This is a genomic window from Acidithiobacillus acidisediminis (assembly GCF_023277115.1).
In the GTDB taxonomy this organism is placed as follows: Bacteria; Pseudomonadota; Gammaproteobacteria; order Acidithiobacillales; family Acidithiobacillaceae; genus Igneacidithiobacillus; species Igneacidithiobacillus acidisediminis.
In genome coordinates this window covers 1413043-1433283 of sequence record NZ_JALQCS010000001.1, presented here as the reverse complement: position 1 = coordinate 1433283, position 20241 = coordinate 1413043, and the positions used below count along the sequence as shown (strand labels likewise).

Annotated in this window: 18 protein-coding genes, 1 tRNA gene, 1 pseudogene and 1 other annotated feature; of the genes and pseudogenes, 9 read left to right on the top strand and 11 right to left on the bottom strand. The window is 58.2% G+C overall.

The window, feature by feature from the left end; translation table 11 throughout:
- The 5 genes from hisC to mtnA form a co-directional block, all read right to left on the bottom strand.
- A complete protein-coding gene (gene hisC / locus M5D89_RS07300; protein WP_248885172.1) occupies positions 1 to 1092 on the bottom strand; it encodes a histidinol-phosphate transaminase in 1092 nt (363 codons plus the stop codon).
- On the bottom strand, positions 1092 to 2216 hold the full coding sequence (pheA, locus tag M5D89_RS07295; protein WP_248885171.1) for a prephenate dehydratase: 1125 nt from the start codon (positions 2214 to 2216) through the stop codon (positions 1092 to 1094). The genes hisC and pheA overlap by 1 nt, the downstream gene beginning before the upstream one ends.
- Positions 2170 to 3255: a 3-phosphoserine/phosphohydroxythreonine transaminase gene (gene serC / locus M5D89_RS07290; protein ID WP_248885170.1), complete on the bottom strand. Its 1086-nt coding sequence runs from the start codon at positions 3253 to 3255 to the stop codon at positions 2170 to 2172. Before serC ends, pheA begins: the two co-directional genes overlap by 47 nt.
- A complete protein-coding gene (gene gyrA, locus M5D89_RS07285; protein ID WP_248885169.1) occupies positions 3255 to 5798 on the bottom strand; it encodes a DNA gyrase subunit A in 2544 nt (847 codons plus the stop codon). The genes serC and gyrA overlap by 1 nt, the downstream gene beginning before the upstream one ends.
- A 66-nt stretch (positions 5799 to 5864) precedes the next feature.
- A complete protein-coding gene (mtnA, locus tag M5D89_RS07280) occupies positions 5865 to 6896 on the bottom strand; it encodes an S-methyl-5-thioribose-1-phosphate isomerase (protein ID WP_248885168.1) in 1032 nt (343 codons plus the stop codon).
- 93 nt (positions 6897 to 6989) lie between these two features.
- Between mtnA and M5D89_RS07275 the strand changes: the two genes are divergently transcribed.
- Positions 6990 to 8240, top strand: a complete 1251-nt coding sequence (locus M5D89_RS07275; protein ID WP_248885167.1) for a class I SAM-dependent rRNA methyltransferase — start codon at positions 6990 to 6992, stop codon at positions 8238 to 8240.
- A 45-nt stretch (positions 8241 to 8285) separates the two neighbouring features.
- Positions 8286 to 8361 (top strand) — tRNA-Thr (locus tag M5D89_RS07270).
- 570 nt (positions 8362 to 8931) lie between these two features.
- Here the strand turns inward: M5D89_RS07270 and M5D89_RS07265 are convergent.
- Complete coding sequence (locus M5D89_RS07265) at positions 8932 to 9123, bottom strand: hypothetical protein (RefSeq protein ID WP_248885166.1); 192 nt, start codon at positions 9121 to 9123, stop codon at positions 8932 to 8934.
- 75 nt (positions 9124 to 9198) lie between these two features.
- On the opposite strand from M5D89_RS07265, the gene M5D89_RS07260 reads away from it, so the two are divergent.
- Entirely contained in the window at positions 9199 to 9465 is a 267-nt protein-coding gene (locus M5D89_RS07260) for a hypothetical protein (RefSeq protein ID WP_248885165.1), read from the top strand.
- 58 nt (positions 9466 to 9523) lie between these two features.
- Here the strand turns inward: M5D89_RS07260 and M5D89_RS07255 are convergent, their stop codons facing one another.
- Positions 9524 to 10543, bottom strand: a complete 1020-nt coding sequence (locus tag M5D89_RS07255) for a hypothetical protein (protein WP_248885164.1) — start codon at positions 10541 to 10543, stop codon at positions 9524 to 9526.
- On the opposite strand from M5D89_RS07255, the pseudogene M5D89_RS07250 reads away from it, so the two are divergent.
- A pseudogene (locus M5D89_RS07250) lies at positions 10521 to 11401 on the top strand (IS3 family transposase); the annotation flags it as partial. The gene M5D89_RS07255 and the pseudogene M5D89_RS07250 sit on opposite strands and share 23 nt — an antisense overlap.
- Positions 10805 to 10921, top strand: a sequence feature (AL1L pseudoknot). Its footprint overlaps the pseudogene before it by 117 nt.
- Positions 11402 to 11630: 229 nt before the next feature.
- Here M5D89_RS07250 and M5D89_RS07245 read toward each other — a convergent pair.
- From M5D89_RS07245 to M5D89_RS07235, 3 genes are all read right to left on the bottom strand, one after another.
- Entirely contained in the window at positions 11631 to 11921 is a 291-nt protein-coding gene (locus M5D89_RS07245) for a BrnA antitoxin family protein (RefSeq protein ID WP_248885163.1), read from the bottom strand.
- A complete protein-coding gene (locus M5D89_RS07240; RefSeq protein ID WP_248885162.1) occupies positions 11905 to 12174 on the bottom strand; it encodes a BrnT family toxin in 270 nt (89 codons plus the stop codon). Before M5D89_RS07240 ends, M5D89_RS07245 begins: the two co-directional genes overlap by 17 nt.
- A 691-nt stretch (positions 12175 to 12865) precedes the next feature.
- Entirely contained in the window at positions 12866 to 13882 is a 1017-nt protein-coding gene (locus tag M5D89_RS07235) for a potassium channel beta subunit family protein (protein WP_248885161.1), read from the bottom strand.
- Between the two features lie 195 nt (positions 13883 to 14077).
- Here M5D89_RS07235 and M5D89_RS07230 point away from each other — a divergent pair, with 195 nt between their 5' ends.
- Both M5D89_RS07230 and fghA read left to right on the top strand, forming a co-directional pair.
- Positions 14078 to 15187 carry an S-(hydroxymethyl)glutathione dehydrogenase/class III alcohol dehydrogenase gene (locus M5D89_RS07230; RefSeq protein ID WP_248885160.1) on the top strand — a complete coding sequence of 370 codons (1110 nt, stop codon included), beginning with the start codon at positions 14078 to 14080 and terminating at the stop codon, positions 15185 to 15187.
- 8 nt (positions 15188 to 15195) lie between these two features.
- Positions 15196 to 16056 (top strand): S-formylglutathione hydrolase, encoded by an 861-nt coding sequence (gene fghA / locus M5D89_RS07225; RefSeq protein ID WP_248885159.1) that lies wholly within the window; start codon positions 15196 to 15198, stop codon positions 16054 to 16056.
- A gap of 22 nt (positions 16057 to 16078) precedes the next feature.
- Here the strand turns inward: fghA and purT are convergent, their stop codons facing one another.
- The gene (purT, locus tag M5D89_RS07220; protein WP_248885158.1) at positions 16079 to 17275 is read right to left on the bottom strand and encodes a formate-dependent phosphoribosylglycinamide formyltransferase; all 1197 of its coding nucleotides are present in this window, start codon (positions 17273 to 17275) and stop codon (positions 16079 to 16081) included.
- A gap of 78 nt (positions 17276 to 17353) precedes the next feature.
- Here purT and gnd point away from each other — a divergent pair, with 78 nt between their 5' ends.
- The 3 genes from gnd to M5D89_RS07205 all read left to right on the top strand — a co-directional run bounded on the left by gnd (position 17354) and on the right by M5D89_RS07205 (position 20234).
- Entirely contained in the window at positions 17354 to 18277 is a 924-nt protein-coding gene (gene gnd / locus M5D89_RS07215; protein WP_248885157.1) for a phosphogluconate dehydrogenase (NAD(+)-dependent, decarboxylating), read from the top strand.
- Complete coding sequence (gene zwf / locus M5D89_RS07210; protein WP_248885156.1) at positions 18274 to 19740, top strand: glucose-6-phosphate dehydrogenase; 1467 nt, start codon at positions 18274 to 18276, stop codon at positions 19738 to 19740. The genes gnd and zwf overlap by 4 nt, the downstream gene beginning before the upstream one ends.
- 200 nt (positions 19741 to 19940) lie before the next feature.
- A complete protein-coding gene (locus M5D89_RS07205; protein WP_248885155.1) occupies positions 19941 to 20234 on the top strand; it encodes an ArsR/SmtB family transcription factor in 294 nt (97 codons plus the stop codon).
- Positions 20235 to 20241: the final 7 nt, after the last annotated feature.

Below are 20241 nucleotides of genomic sequence, written 5' to 3'. Positions count from 1 at the left end.
TCAGAGTACCTCACCCAAAGTCTGTAAAAAGCGCTGGTTTTCCTCTGGCTTGCCGACGCTCACCCGGAGCTGGGAGAACAAGCCATACGGTGCCAACGGTCGGACGATCACCCCACGCTGCAGCAAAGCCTCATAGATCGGCTGCGCCGCACCTGGGGTAAAAAAGGTGATAAAGTTGCCCGCGGCCGGCAGCGTTGTCAATCCTAACGCCTGCAAGCCCTCGTGCAGCGCAGTGAGACCCACACGATTGTTGTCCAGCGTGGCCTGCAGATGCGCAGCATCCGCCAGGGCAGCACGCGCCGCGACCTGCGCCAGACTATTGATATTAAAAGGCAGTCGCAGGCGTTCGAGGAGGGCAACCAGGTCCGGATGGCCAATGCCATAGCCACAACGCAAACCAGCAAGCCCGTAAGCCTTGCTGAAAGTCCGGGTGACGAACAAATTTGGATAACGGCCCAGTCGGTGCAAACCATTCGGATACTCGCCAGCCGACATCAGCTCCGCATAGGCCTCGTCGAGGACCACCAAAACTTGCGCCGGCACCCGTGCCAGAAAGGCATCCAGGGTCGCCGCAGAAAAATAGGTACCCGTCGGGTTGTTGGGATTCGCCAGAAAGATCAAGCGCGTTGCTGGCGTGACCCGGGCCAGCATGGCATCCAGGTCATGGCCATAGTCCTTTGCTGGAACCACTGCGAGCTCAGCGCCTACCGAGCGTGCAGCAATGCCATAGGCAGCAAAGGCATATTGCGAAACGATCACCTCCTTACCCGGCCCGACAAAACCGCGGCACAGCAGGGTGATGATCTCGTCGGAACCATTGCCGAACAGGATCTGCGCTTCATCAACCTCAAGCTGTCGCGCAAGGGCGGAACGCAGCTCCGCTGCAGCCCCCTCGGGATAGCGCCCGAGATCGCCGCTCGCGGCGCGGATGGCAGCCTGCACCGCCGCACTCGTGCCGAGGGGATTTTCATTGGAGGCGAGTTTAATGGCATCACGAATGCCCAGCTCACGCTCCAAAGCGGCGAGGGGCTTACCGGGTTGATAGGGCTGCAAGCCCTGGATCCAGGGCATCGTCTGCACGGAGAAGGACATCAATACACCGCCTTGGGATAGCTGCCGAGAACACGCAGGAACGCTGCCTGTTCTTGCAGGATCTGTAGGGCATCCTGCACACCAGAATCCTGCTGATGGCCCAGGAAATCCAGGTAGAACACATATTGCCAACGGGCACTGCGCGCCGGTCGCGATTCTATGCGCGTTAGGCTGATGCCCGCTGCGGCAAAGGGTGCCAGCAAGGCGTGCAAGCTACCAGCGCGATGGGCACCGCCAACCACGATGCTGGTCTTGTCCGCCCCGGTGCTGCGCGTCGAAATCTTCCCAATTACCCAGAAACGCGTGCTATTTTCGGGGTTATCTTCAATCCCTTTGACCAACACCTGCAGACCGGCGTGTGCCGCCGCCGCTAATGTCGATATGGCTGCGCCCTCCGGGTCTGCCGCTGCCCGCTGCGCCGCCTCAGCGTTGCTCGGGGCATCACAGAGCTCGACGGTCGGAAGATTTTGTGCCAACCACTGACGACACTGGGCACGGGTCTGGTAATGCACATGCACGCGGCGAATGGCGCTGCGTGGGATGCTGGCCACCAGATTGTGTACGATCCGCAATTCGACCTCGCCGCAGATCTGCAGCGGATAATCAAGCATCAAATCGAGGGTCTGATTGACGGCCCCCTCGGTACTGTTCTCCACCGGCACGACACCAAATTGGGTCGCTCCACTATCGGTCTGGCGAAAAATCTCTGCGATATTGCTCGTTGGCTGAAAACAGGCGGCATGCCCGAAATGTTTTTCGGCGGCGAGTTGCGAGAACGTGCCGGCTGGGCCGAGATAGGCTACCTGTAACGGCTGCTCCAAGGCCAGCCCCGCCGAAATGATTTCGCGAAAGATCATGCCTACGTGGGCGGCAGAAAAGGGGCCGGGATTTTCCGCCATGACGCGCCGCAGAATCTCCGCCTCCCGGTCGGGATGATAGAACTGCGTGCTACCCGCCGCCTCCTTGCACTCCGCAACGGCCTGGGTCAAGCGACCGCGCTCGGACAGCAGACGGAGAATCTCGGTATCGATCCGGTCGATTTCCTGACGCAAGGTCAGGAGGCGATCCTTTTCTAGTTCAGCCATGGCGACGGGCGAAATCCGCCAGAAAATCGACCAGGACACGCACTCCTACCTCGGGCATGGCGTTGTAGATCGAGGCGCGCATGCCACCGAGCAGACGATGTCCCTTGAGCTGCAGCAGTCCCCGCTCCGCCGCTTCCCGAAGGAATACGGCATCGAGGCGATCGTCCTGCAGAAAAAACGGCACATTCATGCGCGAGCGGTTCGCTCGGGCAACATCGTTACGATAAAAGCCAGCGGACTGATCAATCGCATCATAGAGCAGGGCCGCCTTGCGCGCGTTCTGTTTTGCCATAGCAACCAGACCACCCTGCTGCTGCAACCAGCGAAAGACCAAACCGGCGACATAGATGGCGAAGGTGGGCGGGGTGTTGTACATGGAATGCTCGCGTGCATGCACCGCGTAATCGAGCATAGTGGGCACGGCAGCCCCAGCCTGGCCGAGGAGATCCTCCCGCACAATGACCAGAGTGAGACCGGCCGGCCCAATATTCTTCTGGGCGCCCGCATAGATGAGGCCGAAACGACGGACATCCAGCGGCTTGGACAGGATATTGGAGGAGGCATCACTGACCAGGGGAACGGAACCTAAATCGGGCACAAAATCGAACTCGATGCCGTCAACGGTCTCATTATCGGCAATATGGCAATAGCGATGCTCCGGCTGGACCGTCCAAGTCTCCTTCCGCGGCACAGCATGGTCCAGGCTGCCGGTATTCGTCGCCACCACATCGACCGCGCCGAAACGCCGTGCCTCGGCACTCGCCTTGCGCGACCAGATGCCGGTTTCGACATAAGCGGCTCGGCCTCCAGCCAACAGATTCATGGGCACCATGGCAAACTGCTGACTCGCGCCCCCTTGCAGAAAGAGCACCCGATAATTTTCCGGGATCGCGAGGAGCTGGCGCAGATCCGCCTCCGCCTCGGCGATAATGCCGCTGTACTCGGGGCCGCGATGACTCATCTCCATCACCGACATGCCACTGCCGTGCCAGTCAGGGAGTTCTTCCTGGACCTGCGCCAAAACTGCTTTGGGCAATACTGCTGGGCCCGCACTGAAGTTATAGATCTCGCTCTTCATCACGCGTCGATCGGCAGCTCGCCCTGCCCCTCCTCATCCTCTTCCGTGTCCGCAATCAGCGCCAGACCCGCCAGATGTTCGCCTTCTCCCAGATTGATTAGGCGCACTCCCTGGGCATTGCGGCCGGTACGGCGAATTTCCTGCACCGCCATCCGAATCAGGGTGCCCCCGTCCGATACCAACATCAGCTCATCGCTGTCCTGCACCGCCAACGCCCCTACCACCTTGCCATTGCGCGCATTGCTCTGGATCGCGATGACGCCCTTGCCGCCGCGGTTGGTGCGACGGTAGTTCGCCACCGGGGTGAGCTTGCCATAGCCATTGGCAGTGGCAGTGAGGATGACCTGCTGTTCGTCCACCAACTGGGCAGAAATGACGCGATCCTCCTCCGCCAGAGAGATACCGCGCACCCCTCGTGCCGTACGGCCCATGGGACGAACCTTGTCTTCGGGGAAGCGCACCGCCATGCCATCGCGGGTAAAGAGCATGAACTCGCGTTGCCCATCGGAGAGGCACACGGCCACCAGACGATCGCCAGGATCGAGATTGATGGCGTTGATCCCTTGACTGCGCGGACGGGAATAGTCCATCAACGGGGTTTTCTTTACCACGCCCTGCGCCGTGACCATGCAGACGTAGTAGCCCTCGAGGAACTCGCGGACCGGCAGCACGGTGGTGATGCGCTCCGTTGGCGCGAGGGAAAGAAGATTGACGATGGGCTTGCCGCGCGCGCCACGTCCAGCCTGCGGCAATTGATAGACCTTCTCCCAGAAGACCTTGCCGAGATTACTGAAGAAGAGCACATAGGCGTGGGTCGAAGCCACAAACATGCGCTCGACAAAATCCTCTTCTTTAGTCGTGGTCGCGACCTTGCCCCGCCCACCGCGGCGCTGCGCATTGAAGGCCGTAACCGGTTGGGCTTTGATGTAGCCCGCATGGGTAAAGGTGACGACCATATCTTCCTCAGCAATGAGATCCTCATTACTGATATTGCCGGTATCGGCGACGATTTCACTGCGCCGGGCATCGCCATATTGATCGCGAATGGCCACCAGCTCTTCGCGCACCACCGCCATCAGGCGCGCATCGGAACCCAAAATCGCCAAAAGCTCGGCGATGCGCTCGAGCAAGCTCAGATATTCGTCGCGGATCTTGTCCTGCTCCAGACCGGTAAGGCGATGTAAACGCAGGTCCAGGATGGCCTGGGCCTGGGCCTCAGAGAGGTGATAACCGTCCGGCTGCAAGCCGGCCGAGGGTTCGTTACGCTCGCGCAGCAGGGCAGCAACCAAGCCCGGCTCCCACGCCCGCGCCAGCATCTGCGCCTTGGCCTCGGCGGGGCTCGCGGCTGCACGAATCAGGGCAATGAGCGGATCGATATTGGCCAGGGCCACCGCCAGCCCTTCTAGGATGTGCGCGCGATCCCGCGCCTTGCGCAGCTCGAAGATGCTGCGCCGGGTAACCACTTCACGCCGATGGCGCAGAAAGGCCTGCAGTAAATCCCGCAAACCCAGGGTACGTGGCGCCCCATCCAACAAGGCCACCATGTTGATATTGAACACGCTCTGCATGGCGCTGTGCTGATAGAGATTATTCAGTACCACATCGGCATTGGCATCGCGCTTGAGCTCGATGGCAATACGCATGCCGGATTTGTCAGATTCGTCGCGCAAATCCGAAATGCCATCGAGGCGCTTTTCCTTCACCATATCGGCGATTCGCTCGATGAGGCGGGCCTTGTTCACCTGATACGGCAGTTCACTGACAATGATGCTCTGCCGCCCGGATTTTTTATCGGTCTCAAATTCCGCCCGGGCACGCATCACTACCCGACCCCGTCCACTGCGATACGCCTCGAGTGCACCCTCACGACCCAGGATAATCCCCGCAGTGGGAAAGTCCGGCGCCGGTACCAGTGCGAAGAGCTGCTCATCGGCAAGGTCGGAGTCATCCACCAGGGCCACACAAGCATTCATGACCTCACTGAGATTGTGCGGCGGGATGTTGGTGGCCATGCCCACGGCAATGCCCGCAGAACCATTGATCAGCAGATTGGGAATACGGGCCGGCAGGACCAGTGGCTCGACCTCTTTCTCGTCGTAATTGGGACCAAAATCGACCGTTTCCTTGTCGATATCGGCGAGCATCTCATGGGCAATACGGGCCATGCGTACTTCCGTGTAACGCATGGCTGCAGGGCTGTCGCCATCCACCGAGCCGAAGTTACCCTGTCCGTCGATGAGGGGGTAGCGCATGGAAAAATCCTGCGCCATACGCACGATGGTATCGTAGACCGCCGTGTCCCCATGCGGATGGTACTTGCCGATCACATCCCCCACGACACGGGCGGATTTTTTGTACGGCTTGTTCCAGTCGTTGTTCATCTCGTGCATGGCATAGAGAACACGCCGATGCACAGGCTTGAGTCCATCGCGGGCATCGGGCAAGGCACGCCCGACGATGACGCTCATGGCATAGTCCAAATAGGACTGCCGCATCTCCTGCTCAAGGCTGACGGGAATGGTTTCCTTGGCGAAATCTACCATGTAGCGCTCATCCAACGGCTAAAACATCGCGGGATTATGCCAGCATTCGCGCTACCGCGCACTCGCTCATGCATTCAGCTTGGCCAGCGCGTCCAGGAAAGGTGCCCGCGCTACCCCGCGCTCGGTGATAATACCGGCAATCAAGCTGGAAGGTGTGACGTCGAAGGCGGGATTGCGCACGGCAACCCCTGCCGGCGCCATCTCCTGCCCCGCGCAACGCCTGACTTCGTCAGCGGCGCGCTCTTCAATGACGATCTGGCTGCCGTCGGGCATTGCGAAATCCACGGTGCTGAGAGGGGCGGCAACAAAAAATGGGATGTGATGATAGTGCGCCAGCACGGCAAGGCTATACGTACCGATCTTGTTGGCGGTGTCGCCATTGGCGGCGATACGGTCCGCACCAACGATCACCGCGTGGATCTTTCCCGTTGCCATCAAATGCCCGGCAGCGGCATCCACATTCAAGAAGAAAGGAATACCCTCTTTCTGCAGCTCCCAGGCCGTCAAACGCGCACCCTGCAACCAAGGTCGCGTCTCATCCGCATAGATCTGCCAATCGCGACCGGCGGCGATCCCGGCCCGGATCACGCCGAGTGCCGTACCGTACCCGCCAGTAGCCAGACTACCCGTGTTGCAATGGGTCAGGATACCGCCGCGTTCCGGCAGGGCCTCTACACCATAACGTCCCATCCGCTGATTGTCGGCAATATCCTGCTGCAGGAGGGCTTCCGCCGCCGCAAGCAGGGCAGCGCGGGCGTCCTCGGCACTCGCCTTGCTCTGTGCGAGGCCGAGCTGGCGATCAATGGCCCAGGCCAGATTCACCGCCGTCGGCCGTGCCGCCCGCAATTCTTCCGCTGCTGCCACGAGAGCAGTCTGCCAATTCGCCTCGGCAAGGACCCTATCCAGGGCCAGCACCATGGCATAGGCGGCGGTGATCCCAATAGCTGGCGCACCGCGCACCACCATATCCGTGATCGCCTGGCCTACGGCACGATAATCGCGCAGCGCGAGGGTGTTCTCCTCCGCCGGTAAACGCCGCTGATCCAATAAATACAGAGTGTTATCTTGCCAGTGAATGGGGCGAATCGGGGCGCTCATGGGCGTTCTCCTGGGGCGATAAAGACGCGCCAATATACGAAGCGGCGGGGAGGCTGTAAAATTCCCACTGACAACAACGATTCGGAAACTTTCATGACCTCCAACTATCCCCCGCTACGCCTACGCCGTAATGAAGAACGCCGCCTGCGTGCAGGACACCTCTGGTTGTACAGCAACGAGGTCGATATCGCGCGGACGCCTCTGGCTGATATGGAGCCCGGCACTGTCGTGCGGGTGGAGGATCATCAGGGGCATGCCATTGGCCTGGCGCACGTTAGTCCCCACTCCTTACTCTGTGGACGCCTGCTGTCTCGGGACGTAACGGAAAGCATCGACCGGCATTTTTATCGCCGCCGCCTTGCCGGCGCGCGCGTACTGCGCGAACGCCTCCTGGATACGCCATTTCATCGCCTCGTGCACGGCGAAGGTGACGGCCTGCCGGGTTTGATCATCGACCGCCACGGGGAATCGTTGGTAGTGCAGATCGGTAGTCAGGGTATGGAGCGCGACCTTCCCCTGATTGTCGACGCCATCCGGGCGGAAATCCCGCATACTGGCATCCTCCTCAAGGCAACGGGCACACCGCGCAAGCTAGAGGGCCTGGCGGAGCGCGTGGAGTTGCTAACAGGCGATGTGCCCGCCGAGATCCAGATCGAAGAAAATGGCTGCCGTTTTTGGATCGATCCCTACGCTGGCCAAAAGACAGGGTGGTTTTACGACCACCGGGCCAATCGCCAGCTTTTACAACGCTTTGCCGCTGGAAGGCGGGTGCTGGATCTGTTCAGTTACAGTGGCGCCTTTGCCCTACCCCTCGCCCAAGCGGGCGCGGCAGAGGTACTGGCGGTAGACTCTTCGAAGAGTGCCCTCGAGCTGTTGCAGCGCAATGCCGTATTGAATGGACTGACACAAATTCAGACGCAACAGAGTGATGCCCTAGAAAGCCTGCGACTACTGCGCGATCGCGGGGAAAGCTTTGACCTGATCGTCCTGGATCCGCCTGCCCTGATCAAAAGCCGCAAAGATCTCAAGGACGGCATTCAGGCGTATCGTCGCCTCAACGACCTCGCCCTGCGGCTGCTGCGGCCAGGTGGCCTATTGTTCTCTGCCTCCTGCTCTTTCCATATGCAACGCGAAATGCTCCTGCAGGAAATCCGTCAGGCGACACTGCGCAGTCCCAGCGTCATCGTCGCCGAGGGCAATCAGGACATGGATCATCCCGTTGTTCCAGCGGTGCCGGAGAGTCGATATCTCAAGGCATTCCTGCTGCAGCGGACAGATTGTGGAGAGGAAGGCGATGAGAGCGGCGAGGCCGCGCACGAAGTACGCTGTGAGCGGAGATTTTGACAATCCCCGCGCCGAATCGCTACTATCAGCGCTGCTTCATTCCCCGCCGTTGTAGCTCAGTCGGTAGAGCAACTGATTCGTAATCAGTAGGTCAGAGGTTCGATTCCCCTCAACGGCACCAATAAAAACAATATGTTCGATAATTGCGTCTAGGCCATTTTTCTACCCAGTAGACATATAGTAGACGCTTGGCGTCCAACTCGGTCTATCGGTGTGCAAGACAAGATACTGGCTCACCAGCAACCACCCTCCCACCATGTCGTTCTCCCACGACCTGACTCCATTAGCGTTATCCTGGGATTTCGGGAGATTGCAGATCACAAGTCAGCTGTATCTGTTTGTGTGTAGCCAAAACTCTACAGCTCTGGCCGCCCCGGCAGAGTGAACTACATGATTTGGTTGGGTGGCACAGATGCTGCTTATTTTTTATTGCAGGGCGCAACTCCCCTGTCACACGATAACGGTCAAGGAGTCGACAAGATGAAACGTCTGACCAAAAAGATGTGGATCATAGCCGCAGCGCTGTCCGCCTTTGGCGTAGCAACACCAGCACTCGCTCAGCTTGACTTTAGCCTCAATCTGGGAGGGCCAGGCTATGACATTGGTTTCTCCAATGTCCCCCAGTACACCTATCTGGCCCCACCCTCCTATTATGAGCCCTACTACACACCAACCCTGTATTCCCAGTATGTTATGTGGCAATACTACCCACAGATTTACTACGAATATTACTCTGCTCCACCTCCGCCTCCACCCTATGGTGCACCGCCACCATTGCCGCCTCCACCTGGAGCACCACCACCGCCGCCACCAGGGGCTTATTACCGAGTTTTGGGTATGGCACCACCCCCACCGCCACCACCAGGCCAAATCCGAGCTGCACCTGGGAGATGGCTGTGGGCTGCGCGATTTAGAGGGCCGCAATACCGAGGTCCGCGAGACCAAGGGGCAGCTTTCTATGGCCCTCACCCTGGTGGTCCAGGTGGTCCTCGTGGTTTCCATGGTCCTCATCCAGGTGGCCCTGGGGGCCCTGGTGGCTTCCACGGTCCTCATCATGGCGGCCCCGGTGGCTTCCATGGCCCTCATCCCGGTGGCCCTGGAGGGCCTGGTGGTCCCCATGGACCTCATCCTGGTGGCCCCGGAGGCTTCCACGGTCCTCATCATGGCGGCCCTGGAGGGCCTGGCGGTCCCCATGGCGGGCCACCACACCCCTAACGGAAAATAATTTTTCCTGAACCTGGCCGTTGCGAAGTATCGTCAACGGCCTTTTCTGGTGTTTATCATTATCCTTCTACGTCACCACCGGTCTGTTGTTCCGCCCTGCCCCGCAGTGCCTCATACAGGCTCGCGGGTCCCAGCAATACGCTTTTGAGGTCCTCAAAGACCTGGGCAGACTCCAAGGCCTGCTTGCTCATGTCGGTAAAGCTCGATAGAGCATCCAGAATGGCATCCTTGAGGAGCCGGTCCAGGTCGGGGGAGGCAGCAAATTGTTCCTTGGTGTTGGCAATGGCCTGCTGCACCAGGATCTCACAGTCCAGCAGCTTGCCCTTGATGACGTCATTCACATAGACCAGTTGATCCTTGGGGTCGATCTCCCCGGCAAAGACCTCGTTGATGGCCCGTAGGATGGCTTCCAGGGTTTCCTTGTGACGATCTCGTACCATGCCCTCTCCCGGGCCACTCGGCTTGAGGGGAGCACCATAGCCCAAACTCATCTTGGGGGGCTGCAGGCTTTTCAGGGTATGGTGGGTCAACTCCAAAGCCGAGAGGTCCACGCTCTCTATCTCTCGATCAAAGGTGAGTAGACGCTCCAGTAGACGGTAGAGCAAGGCCCGTTTCTCCAAGGCCGTGTTGCCATAGGGAAAAATCTGGCTCAGGAAGCCGTAGAGACGGACGTAGCTGCCCATGTCTTTCTTGAAGAGCTGCAGGCTTTCCATCTCATCCTTGGCCGCTGCCTGGCTGGCACTGCTGGCCTCGGCCTCTTGAAAGCGACGCTTGGCCTCGCGATACCTGCTCAGGATATTGCTGGCAATGGGCACCAGGATCTTATCCAAGGCAGACTGCTTGCCCCCCTCGTGGACCAGACGGGCCACGGCATTCACATCGTCTTCCGTGTACCAGTCCTGGGTGTCCAGCTTCACTCGTAGATCAAAGATCAGGTTGGGGTCCGTGACATTCTCGAGCTCCGCTGTCTCGTAGTAGGTACGGAAGGCTTTGAGGATCTCTTTGAACCGCCCCGGGTTTCGTGGAGGCTCCTTTTTCCAAGAGAATGGAGCCATGATGAACAAAGCTAAAGCACCCAAATATTCCCCTGAAGTTCGCGAACGCGCGGTGCGCATGGTGCAGGAACACCGCGGCGAGTATTCCTCGCCCTGGGCGGCGGTGGAGTCTATTGCTCCTAAGATCGGCTGTTCGCCTCATACCTTGCATGAATGGGTTAAACGGCATGAAGTCGATACCGGATTGCGCGACGGCGTCACCAGCGAAGAGTGTGAACGTATCAAGGCGCTGGAGCGTGAGGTCAAGGAATTGCGCCGTGCCAATGAAATCCTGAAGCTGGCAAGTACGTTTTTTGCCCAGGCGGAGCTCGACCGCCGTCTGAAGTCATGAATACCTTCGTCGATACGTATCGCGATGCTTTTGGGGTCGAGCCGATCTGCCGTGTCTTGAAGATCGCCCCGTCGGGCTACCGGCTTCATGCCACACGCCAGCGCAATCCCGCGCTGCGTTGTGCGCGTGCGCAACGCGACGAAGTATTGATACCCAAGATCGAGCGCGTCTGGCAGGCCAATCTTCAAGTCTACGGCGCGGACAAGGTCTGGCGGCAGATGAAGCGCGAAGGCACTGAGGTCGCGCGCTGCACCGTGGAGCGCCTGATGAACCGCCTAGGATTGCGTGGCGCGGTGCGGGGTAAAAGCGTGCGCACGACGGTACCCGACTCCAAACAACCGTGCCCGCTGGATCGGGTGAATCGCCAGTTCAAGGCGGATCGGCCGAACCAGCTCTGGGTCTCGGATTTCACCTATGTTTCGACCTGGCAGGGCTGGTTGTATGTGGCCTTCGTGATCAACGTGTTCGCCCGGCGCATCGTTGGCTGGCGAGTGAGTCGAAGCATGACGACGGACTTCGTGCTGGACGCACTGGAGCAGGCGCTCCCAGCTTTGGGGTTTGGTCTCTTGGATCCAGTCCAGCAGATCCGGCGGGAAGAGGGCTCGCTCTCGGTCATAGCGATGATCATCTGGGCTGATGGTACTGCCTTGAGGTGGTGTGTAGAGCCAGCCTTGGGAAGCCAAGTCGCTGCAGATTTCGGCTTCGTGGACAATTTCGTTATGGATGGCCATGAAGGGAAACCTATAGGCTATGACGGTTTCGTGGATGGGGCTACGAGCTTTATTTGGGATCTCCGTGGGTAGCCAGCCATTCCTGCAAAGCGGCATCCATCCGCCCCTGCCAGCCCGGACCAGAGGCCCGAAAACGCTCCACGACGTGGGGGGATAGGCGGATACTGATTTTTTCCTTGGTGACCGCCGCTGGGGGGCGCCCTTTGAGCTTGAGCTGACGGAACTGCATAGGACTCAGTTCCTGGGTGTCCGGGTCTGCTTCGATACCCCGCTGGATGGCCTCGTCCTCTTCTGGGCTGGGAAGATCAAAACTCCGCCCCGATTTAGATTTGACTTGCATACTGTTTCACCTCTCGACTGTTCGCCTTGCGCAGGCTGATGATCCGTCGTTCCTCGCCCCGGTCCGTGAACACTACGCAGTAGACCCGGGTGCCGATAGGGGCATAGCCGATCATACGAAGCTCTCCATATGCCTTTCGGTCGTCCACTGTGGCCAGAAGCAGATCCCATTCCAACCGGCTAGCGAGACTCAGGCTTAACCCATGCTTGTTGGTGTTACGCTGATCTTTTGCCGGGTCAAAAGTAATCTGCATAATTTATTGTATGGACAGAAAGTAGAAAAGGCAATTCACGTTGCATACTATCCCTCTACTCCTCCGGGGGAGCGAAAAGCACCTCATCAGATCCAGATGCCACCCCAGATCCGGGATCGATACCTTCCAGCACTACCTGGAGATGATAGATGTGATGTTTCGGGGTCATAACGGCCTCCAACATTGGTGTCACAACAATGTAGACTCCTGCAGCAGCTTCTACATGAACTGGCCTATGAATATGGCTCCCGATATTGATCCAGCAATAAACATGATAACACTCATTATCGCAGACCATTTGGCTACGGAGAAGAACCAACCACCTCGGTCATGCCTGAATATTTCATACTGTGTATAGTAGGAAAACGCGGCAGCTAGGACAGAAGAAATAACACCAAATAACAGGAAGCAAAACGCTGCCCAATACTCTCCAACGGAAACATCTCCAATTTTCTTCAGAGCCATTATATGTTCTGCAATTGTCAGGAGAACCAGTACTCCTGCACCATTAGCTAGAAAAGATAGCCGATAGCTTTTGAAGAATGATCAACCATAGACTGATTCGTAATCACTAGGTCAGAGGTTCGATTCCCCTCAACGGCACCAATAACCTAAGGAATTCTCTAGCCCCATAGGCCGGGAGCGATTCAGAATAAGAGCGAGAGGCTGGAGCGCAGGCCGATCGCATACATCAATGGGCATATTTCTCCGTTACTGCTTGAATTTGCTCGACCCGCTCTGGCGTCAGAACATTCAAAACATCGAGTGCGGCCAAATTTTCCCGCAGCTGTTCTGCTCGAGACGCTCCCAAAATGACTGTGCTAACGTGTGGATTGTGTGCCACCCAAGCCAGGGCAAGCTGCGCCACACTACACTCCATCGACACAGCAATTTCCTGTAATTCTTTTACTGCCTGATTCTTACCGCTATCCAGTAGTCCACCGCGTAGAAATGCCATGGACTGTAAGGCAGCCCGACTACCTTCGGGTACGCCGTCAATATATTTACCCGTCAGCAGCCCCGAGGCGAGAGGACTCCAAGTAGTCAGCCCCAAGCCCATGTAGTCGTATAGCCGAGCATATTCCTTCTCTACCCGATGACGATGAAACAGATGATATTCTGGCTGCTCCATGACGGGTTTATGCAAGTGATGACGCTCCGCAATTTCCCAAGCAGCAAGAATTTCATCTGCATCCCACTCGCTGGTGCCCCAGTATAGAGCCTTCCCCTGCTCAATGATGTTATGCATTGCCCAGACTGTTTCTTCGATTGGGGTCTGCTTATCGGCGCGATGGCAAAAAATGAGATCCAGATGATCCAGCTGCATTCTTCGCAGGCTGCCATCGACCGCTTGGAGCAAATATTTACGGTTGAGCGTATTCCGCGAGTTCACTCTCGCCTGTGGTTGATCCGCACTTTGCAAACCCCAATAAAACTTGCTTGAAACGACATAATGCAGACGATTCCAGCCAAGCTTTTTTAGGGCCTGACCCATAAGTATCTCACTCTCCCCGTTGGCATAGACCTCGGCGTTATCGAAAAAATTTACGCCCGCTTCCCATGCAATCTCCATCATCTCTCTGACCCCTTTCACATCGACTTGATTATGAAAAGTGACCCAAGAGCCCATGGAGAACAGGCTAACTTGCAACCCACTGCGACCCAGTCTTCGGTAGATCATAGGGGTGTTCTGCGAATCTTTTGCCATGAGAAAAACCTCCAAAAAGTAGTGTCGTCAGCATAGCAGATATCGGCTGCGTCTGATGCAGAATATCCCCAACTGCGAATCATATCTTCCGCTGCGAGCAGGCAATCACGCCGAAACCACGTAGTAAGGTTCATCGTTGATTGGCCTACATACCAAGTGGTATCTTGAAGCTCACATTTCAGCCCTGGAGCCCTCATGGACGTACGTGCAGCAGTAGCCCTGGCCCCCAATCAGCCCCTGGTCATCGAGACTGTACAGTTGGAGGGCCCCAAGGCCGGTGAGGTCTTGGTCGAAATCAAGGCGACGGGGGTCTGCCACACCGATGCCTACACCCTGTCTGGCGCGGATCCCGAGGGTCTGTTTCCGGCCATCCTGGGGCACGAGGGGGCGGGCGTGGTCGTCGAGGTTGGTCCTGGGGTCCGCTCTTTGCGGCCCGGTGATCATGTGATTCCCCTCTACACCCCTGAATGCCGGGAGTGCGAATACTGTCTCAACCCCAAAACCAATCTCTGCCAAGCGATCCGCTCTACCCAGGGCAAAGGACTCATGCCCGATGGCAGCAGTCGTTTTTCCCTGAATGGCCAGATGCTGCACCATTACATGGGCACCTCGACCTTTGCCAACTACACGGTATTGCCCGAGATTGCGGTAGCGAAGATCCGTCCCGATGCCCCCTTTGAGAAAGTCTGCTACATCGGCTGTGGGGTCACCACGGGAATCGGTGCGGTGGTCTTCACCGCCAAGGTCGAAGCGGGTAGCAAGGTGGTGGTCTTTGGGCTCGGGGGGATCGGTCTGAATGTGATCCAAGGGGCGCGCATGGTGGGCGCGGACATGATCGTCGGTGTCGATGTCAATCCGGATAAGCGCGCCTTGGCGGAGCAATTTGGGATGACCCACTTTGTGAATCCTCGAGAGTTGGAGGGCGACCTGGTGCCGTATCTCGTTGATCTGACCGGAGGCGGTGCCGACTACACCTTTGAGTGCGTCGGCAACACCACCCTGATGCGCCAAGCCCTGGAATGCGCCCACAAGGGTTGGGGCACTTCGGTGATCATTGGGGTGGCTGGCGCAGGGGAAGAGATCAGCACTCGCCCCTTTCAGCTGGTCACGGGCCGGAACTGGCGCGGTTCGGCCTTTGGCGGTGCCCGCGGACGGACGGACGTGCCCAAGATTGTCGACTGGTACATGGAGGGCAAGATCCATATCGACGAGCTGATCACCCACGTCATGCCCTTGGAAAAGATCAATGACGCCTTTGATTTGATGCACGAAGGCAAATCCATCCGCAGCGTGATCACCTTTTGAGGGCCGCCGTGGAAATAGAATGTGTGGCCGAGCAACGCTGCTTTGCAGGAACAGTAGCGCGCTATCGGCATGTGTCCCGGGTCTGTCAGACGCCCATGCGCTTTGCGGTGTATCTGCCAGACCAGGCAAAAAGGCAATCCCTGCCAGTGCTGTACTATTTGGCGGGCCTCACTTGTACGGAAGAGACCTTTCTGATCAAGGCGGGGGCAGAGCGCCTCGCGGCAGAATTGGGCATCATCCTCGTGGCGCCGGATACCAGTCCACGGGAGGCGCGCCTGCCCAACGACGATGCGGACTGGGATTTTGGCATCGGTGCCGGCTTCTATCTACGCAGTACCCAAGCACCTTGGGCGCAGCATTATCAGATGTACGATTACGTGACCGAGGAACTGCCCCAGCTAGTGGCAGAACAGTTTGGTGCCGATACCAGCCGGGCCAGTATCATGGGCCATTCCATGGGGGGGCATGGGGCACTGATCTGCGCCCTACGCGAACCAAGCCGCTACCGCTCGGTCTCTGCCTTTGCTCCCGTTTCGGCACCGAGCCAGTCCCCCTGGGGGAAAAAGGCGTTCACGAATTTCCTTGGGGGCGATACGGACACCTGGGCCCCGTGGGATGCCAGCCAACTGGTGCTCCGCCAGCAGTTTCCCGGTGAAATATGGATCGATCAGGGCCTGGATGACCCCTTCCTGACCGCGCAACTCTGCCCCGAGATCTTTTCTGCCGCCTGCACTCAGGCAGGGCAGAAACTTCGCTATCGTGAGCATGCGGGCTACGACCACAGCTACTACTTCATCAGCAGTTTTGTGGAGGAGCATCTGCGCATGCACGCGGCGGCCCTGACCGATGAAATAAGGCTACGATGCTGAGCTCAAATGTCGCATGGCTCGCTCAGCCCGGAGACCGAGACAAAATCTGAATCGACGCCGCGACCTCTGTCGCCCGTTGCCGCGCTTCCTCTGCCGTATCCGCACTAGCCAGGGCGACGCCAAGACGGCGTAATTTGGTGGCCTGCGGTTTGCCAAAAAGGCGTAGATCGCTTTCGGGCACCGTCAAAGCCTTCGCCAGGTGATGGTACGTGGGCGCCCAGCCTACCCCTCCGGCGCGCAATACCGCAGAGGCCGAAGGACGCAAAAATCCCGGATCAATGGGCAGGCCCAGAATGGCGCGCAAGTGCAACTCAAATTCATTTTGGCGTTGACTGATCAGCGTCACCATTCCGGTGTCGTGGGGGCGGGGCGACAGTTCACTGAAATATACCTCGGATCCCCGCACGAAAAATTCCACCCCAAAGATTCCCCTACCACCCAGAGCGGTGGTTACCTTGTGCGCCATCTCTTGCGCCGTGCGCAGAGCTGCACTGGACATTGCTTGCGGCTGCCAGGATTCCACATAGTCACCCGCTTCCTGACGATGTCCGATCGGTTCACAGAATACCGTCCCCGCGCTGCCACGCACGGTCAGCAGGGTAATCTCGAAGTCGAAATCGACAAAGCCTTCGATAATCACACGCTGCCCCGTCACCCGTCCGGCGTTTTGCGCCTCCTCCCAGGCACGCGGCAAATCCTCGGCGCGGCGCAGCAGGGACTGCCCTTTACCACTGGAAGACATCACCGGTTTGATCACGCAAGGAAAGCCGATCGTTTTGCTGGCCGCCTCCAACTCTGCCAGGGTGCCAGCAAAGGCATAGGGAGAAGTGCGCAAGCCGAGCTCTTCGGCGGCCAGGCGGCGAATTCCCTCCCGGTCCATGGTCAAGCGTACCGCCCGCGCATTGGGGATGACCGTCGCGACCCCACGTTCCTCGATCTGCGCCAGCGCCTGGGTCGCAATGGCCTCGATTTCCGGGACCACAAAGTCAGGCCGCTCGCGTTCCACCAAGGCCAACAGCGCCTGTGCGTCGGTCATATCGAGTACATGGCAGCGGTGGGCCACTTGCATGGCCGGTGCATCGGCATAGCGATCGACGGCAATCGTTTCCATGCCAAGACGTTGTGCGGCTATCAGAAATTCTTTACCCAACTCTCCTGCACCCAGCAGGAGGATCCGCGTCGCCCCCGCGGCAAGAGGCGTGCCCAAGGAGTTTTCCATTCTTCAAGGTCCTTTCTGGCTGTACCCAACTATACTGAGAGGATACCAGTGATCTGGGCAATCGTCAGGAGATAGAACATGGCAGTCGGAAAGATCGGAATGGTAGGTCTGGGACGCATGGGTGGAAATATGGCGCGACGTCTGCAGCGGGATGGCGCAGAAGTGGTGGCCTACAACCGGCATGCGGAGAAGGCGCGGGAACTTGCGCAAGAAACTGGGATGCAGGCCGCAGCGACGCTCGCGGAGCTGGTGCAGCAATTGCCTGCACCGCGCGTGCTCTGGCTGATGTTGCCGGCAGGAAATGCCACTGCGGAACATATTGCCGAGTTGTTGCCCCTACTCAGCAAAGGGGATGTTTTGGTGAATGGTGCCAACGCCTTCTTCGGCGACTCCATGGCGCAAGCGCAGGAGCTCGAAGAACAAGGGATACACTACGTCGACGCAGGGGTTTCCGGCGGCGTATGGGGCCTGCAGGAGGGGTACGCCCTGATGGTGGGCGGCAGCCCGGAGGCGGTCGCCAAGGTCGAGCCCTTTCTGAAGATCTTGGCGCCCGGGGCAGACAAGGGCTGGCTCCATTGCGGACCGGTAGGCAGCGGACATTTTGTGAAGATGGTCCACAACGGTATTGAATACGGCATGATGCAGGCCTTGGCGGAGGGTTTTGCCATACTGCAGGGAAAGAGCGAATTCGGCCTTGATCTCGCTGCGGTAGCGGAAATGTGGCGCTATGGAAGCGTCGTCCGCTCCTGGCTGCTGGACCTGACCGCCGATACCCTGAGCAAGGATCAGAAACTAGAGGACATTGCGCCGGTTGTGGCTGATTCGGGTGAGGGGTTATGGACTGCCCAGGCGGCACTGGCACAAAAGATACCAGCACCGGTCATCACCCTGGCACTGCAAATGCGCTGGGCCAGCCAAGGAAAGGACGACTATGCTGCCAAGCTATTGGCCATGATGCGGAATCAATTCGGCGGCCATGCCGTGGTAAAGGAAGAAAAATGAGCGACGATTGCATCTGTCAGTTTGTCATCTTCGGCGCAACAGGAGATCTCGCCTCGCGCAAGCTTCTGCCCTCCCTCTATCATCTGCAGTGTGCCGGTTTATTACCAGAGGAACTCCAAATTCATGCCGTCGGTCGGCGCCCATGGGACGACCAAGGATGGCGAGAATTTCTGCGCGAGCAACTGGAATCTTTTGCTGGTGATTTTCATGCAGAAGATTTCGATAAGTTCGCGGACCGATTTCACTATCTGCGCGGCGAATTACACGAGCAAGAGCTCTACGCCAATCTAGCCAAAACCCTCACCCGCGATGGCGCTCAACAACCGGAGCGCAGCATCTTCTATCTGGCTATCCGCCCGCAGGATTTTTTCCCCGTCGTCCAGAATCTTTCAGCAGCAGGCTTTCATCGCGATGGCGACTATCGTATCGTCATCGAAAAGCCCTTTGGCCACGATCTGGAAAGTGCTATTCAGCTGAATGAGCAGTTACACCGTCACTTTCGCGAAGAACAGATCTATCGCATCGACCATTATCTTGGCAAAGAAATCGTACAGAATCTGATGGTGTTTCGCTTTGCCAATCTCCCCATCGAGGCCGTCTGGAATCGTAATTTTATCGATCACGTGCAGATTACCGTAGCCGAAGAACTTGGGGTAGAAAACCGGGCAGGCTATTATGATCAAGCCGGTGCGCTGCGGGACATGGTGCAAAATCACTTGATGCAGATTCTCACCCTCGTTGCCATGGAGCCCCCGCCCTCATTGGAGGCGGATGCCTTGCGCGACGAAAAGGTGAAGGTATTACGCTCTATCCGGCCGATTCCCAAAACGGCGATCCATGCCCACGCCATTCGTGCCCAATATGGTCCAGGCGTAGTAGACCATCAGCATGTACCGGGCTATGCCGACGAGCCAGGAGTGGCGCCGAGTTCCATCACCGAAACCTTCGTTGCTGCGAAGTTTTATGTGGATAACTGGCGCTGGCGCGGTGTGCCCTTCTATCTGCGCACAGGTAAGCGGATGCCCTGCAAGACCTCCAGCGTCGCGATTCGCTTTCGGCATACCCCGCAGCAGCTCTTTCGGGAAACCCCCATTGATCGCATCGAACCCAACTGGATCCTGCTCTCCCTGGAGCCAGAGAGTCTCAAGATCGAACTGCATGTGAAGGAGCCGGGCCTGGAAATGCGCATTCGCCCCACCCAGCTCAATGCGAGCTATCGCCGCGACGGCGAAAAGGAGCTCGACGCCTATGAGGCGCTTTTGCTGGATGTGTTGGAGGGCGATAAGGCGCTGTTCATCCGCTTCGACGAAGTGGAATGGGCGTGGCGCGCCGTCGACCCCGTCATCAAAACCTGGGCGCGGGAGCTCGATTACATCATCACCTACCCAGCAGGAAGCTGGGGGCCGGAAGAGGCGACTCGGATCATGGACAAGGAGGACCAATATTGGCGCAACCAGCTGTAGCTGTCGCTGCAACACGACGTGCACAGCACTCCGGACCCTTGGCAAGGTCATGGTACGCGACAAAACTGTAGCCGTGGGTCGACAGAGGGAGCGCCCCCGGCAACAAACAAAAATGAAAAATCAATGGGATAACGCATACCTTATTTTGGGCATGGATTTTGCATTTGAGCTATTGCGTATTCCCCATTGAGGCTACCATCATGACCGAAAGACTTCTTAACGAAACGGAAATGTGCCGTTTGGCAGATGCCTTACGCGCCCTTGCCCACCCTTTGCGCTACCACATGCTCTGCCTGCTGAGCCGCGGGGAAATGAACCTGCAGCACCTTGCGCGTGGCGTACACACCAGCCACAGCAATGCGGCTCAGCACTTGGCCCTGTTGCGCGCGCAAGGGTTGGTACAAATGCGCAAGGCCGCCACCAAGGTCTATTATCGCTTGGCGGATCGGCGCACCCTGGCGCTGCTCGCCGAGAGCCGCCAATTACTGGCCTGAGCATCAA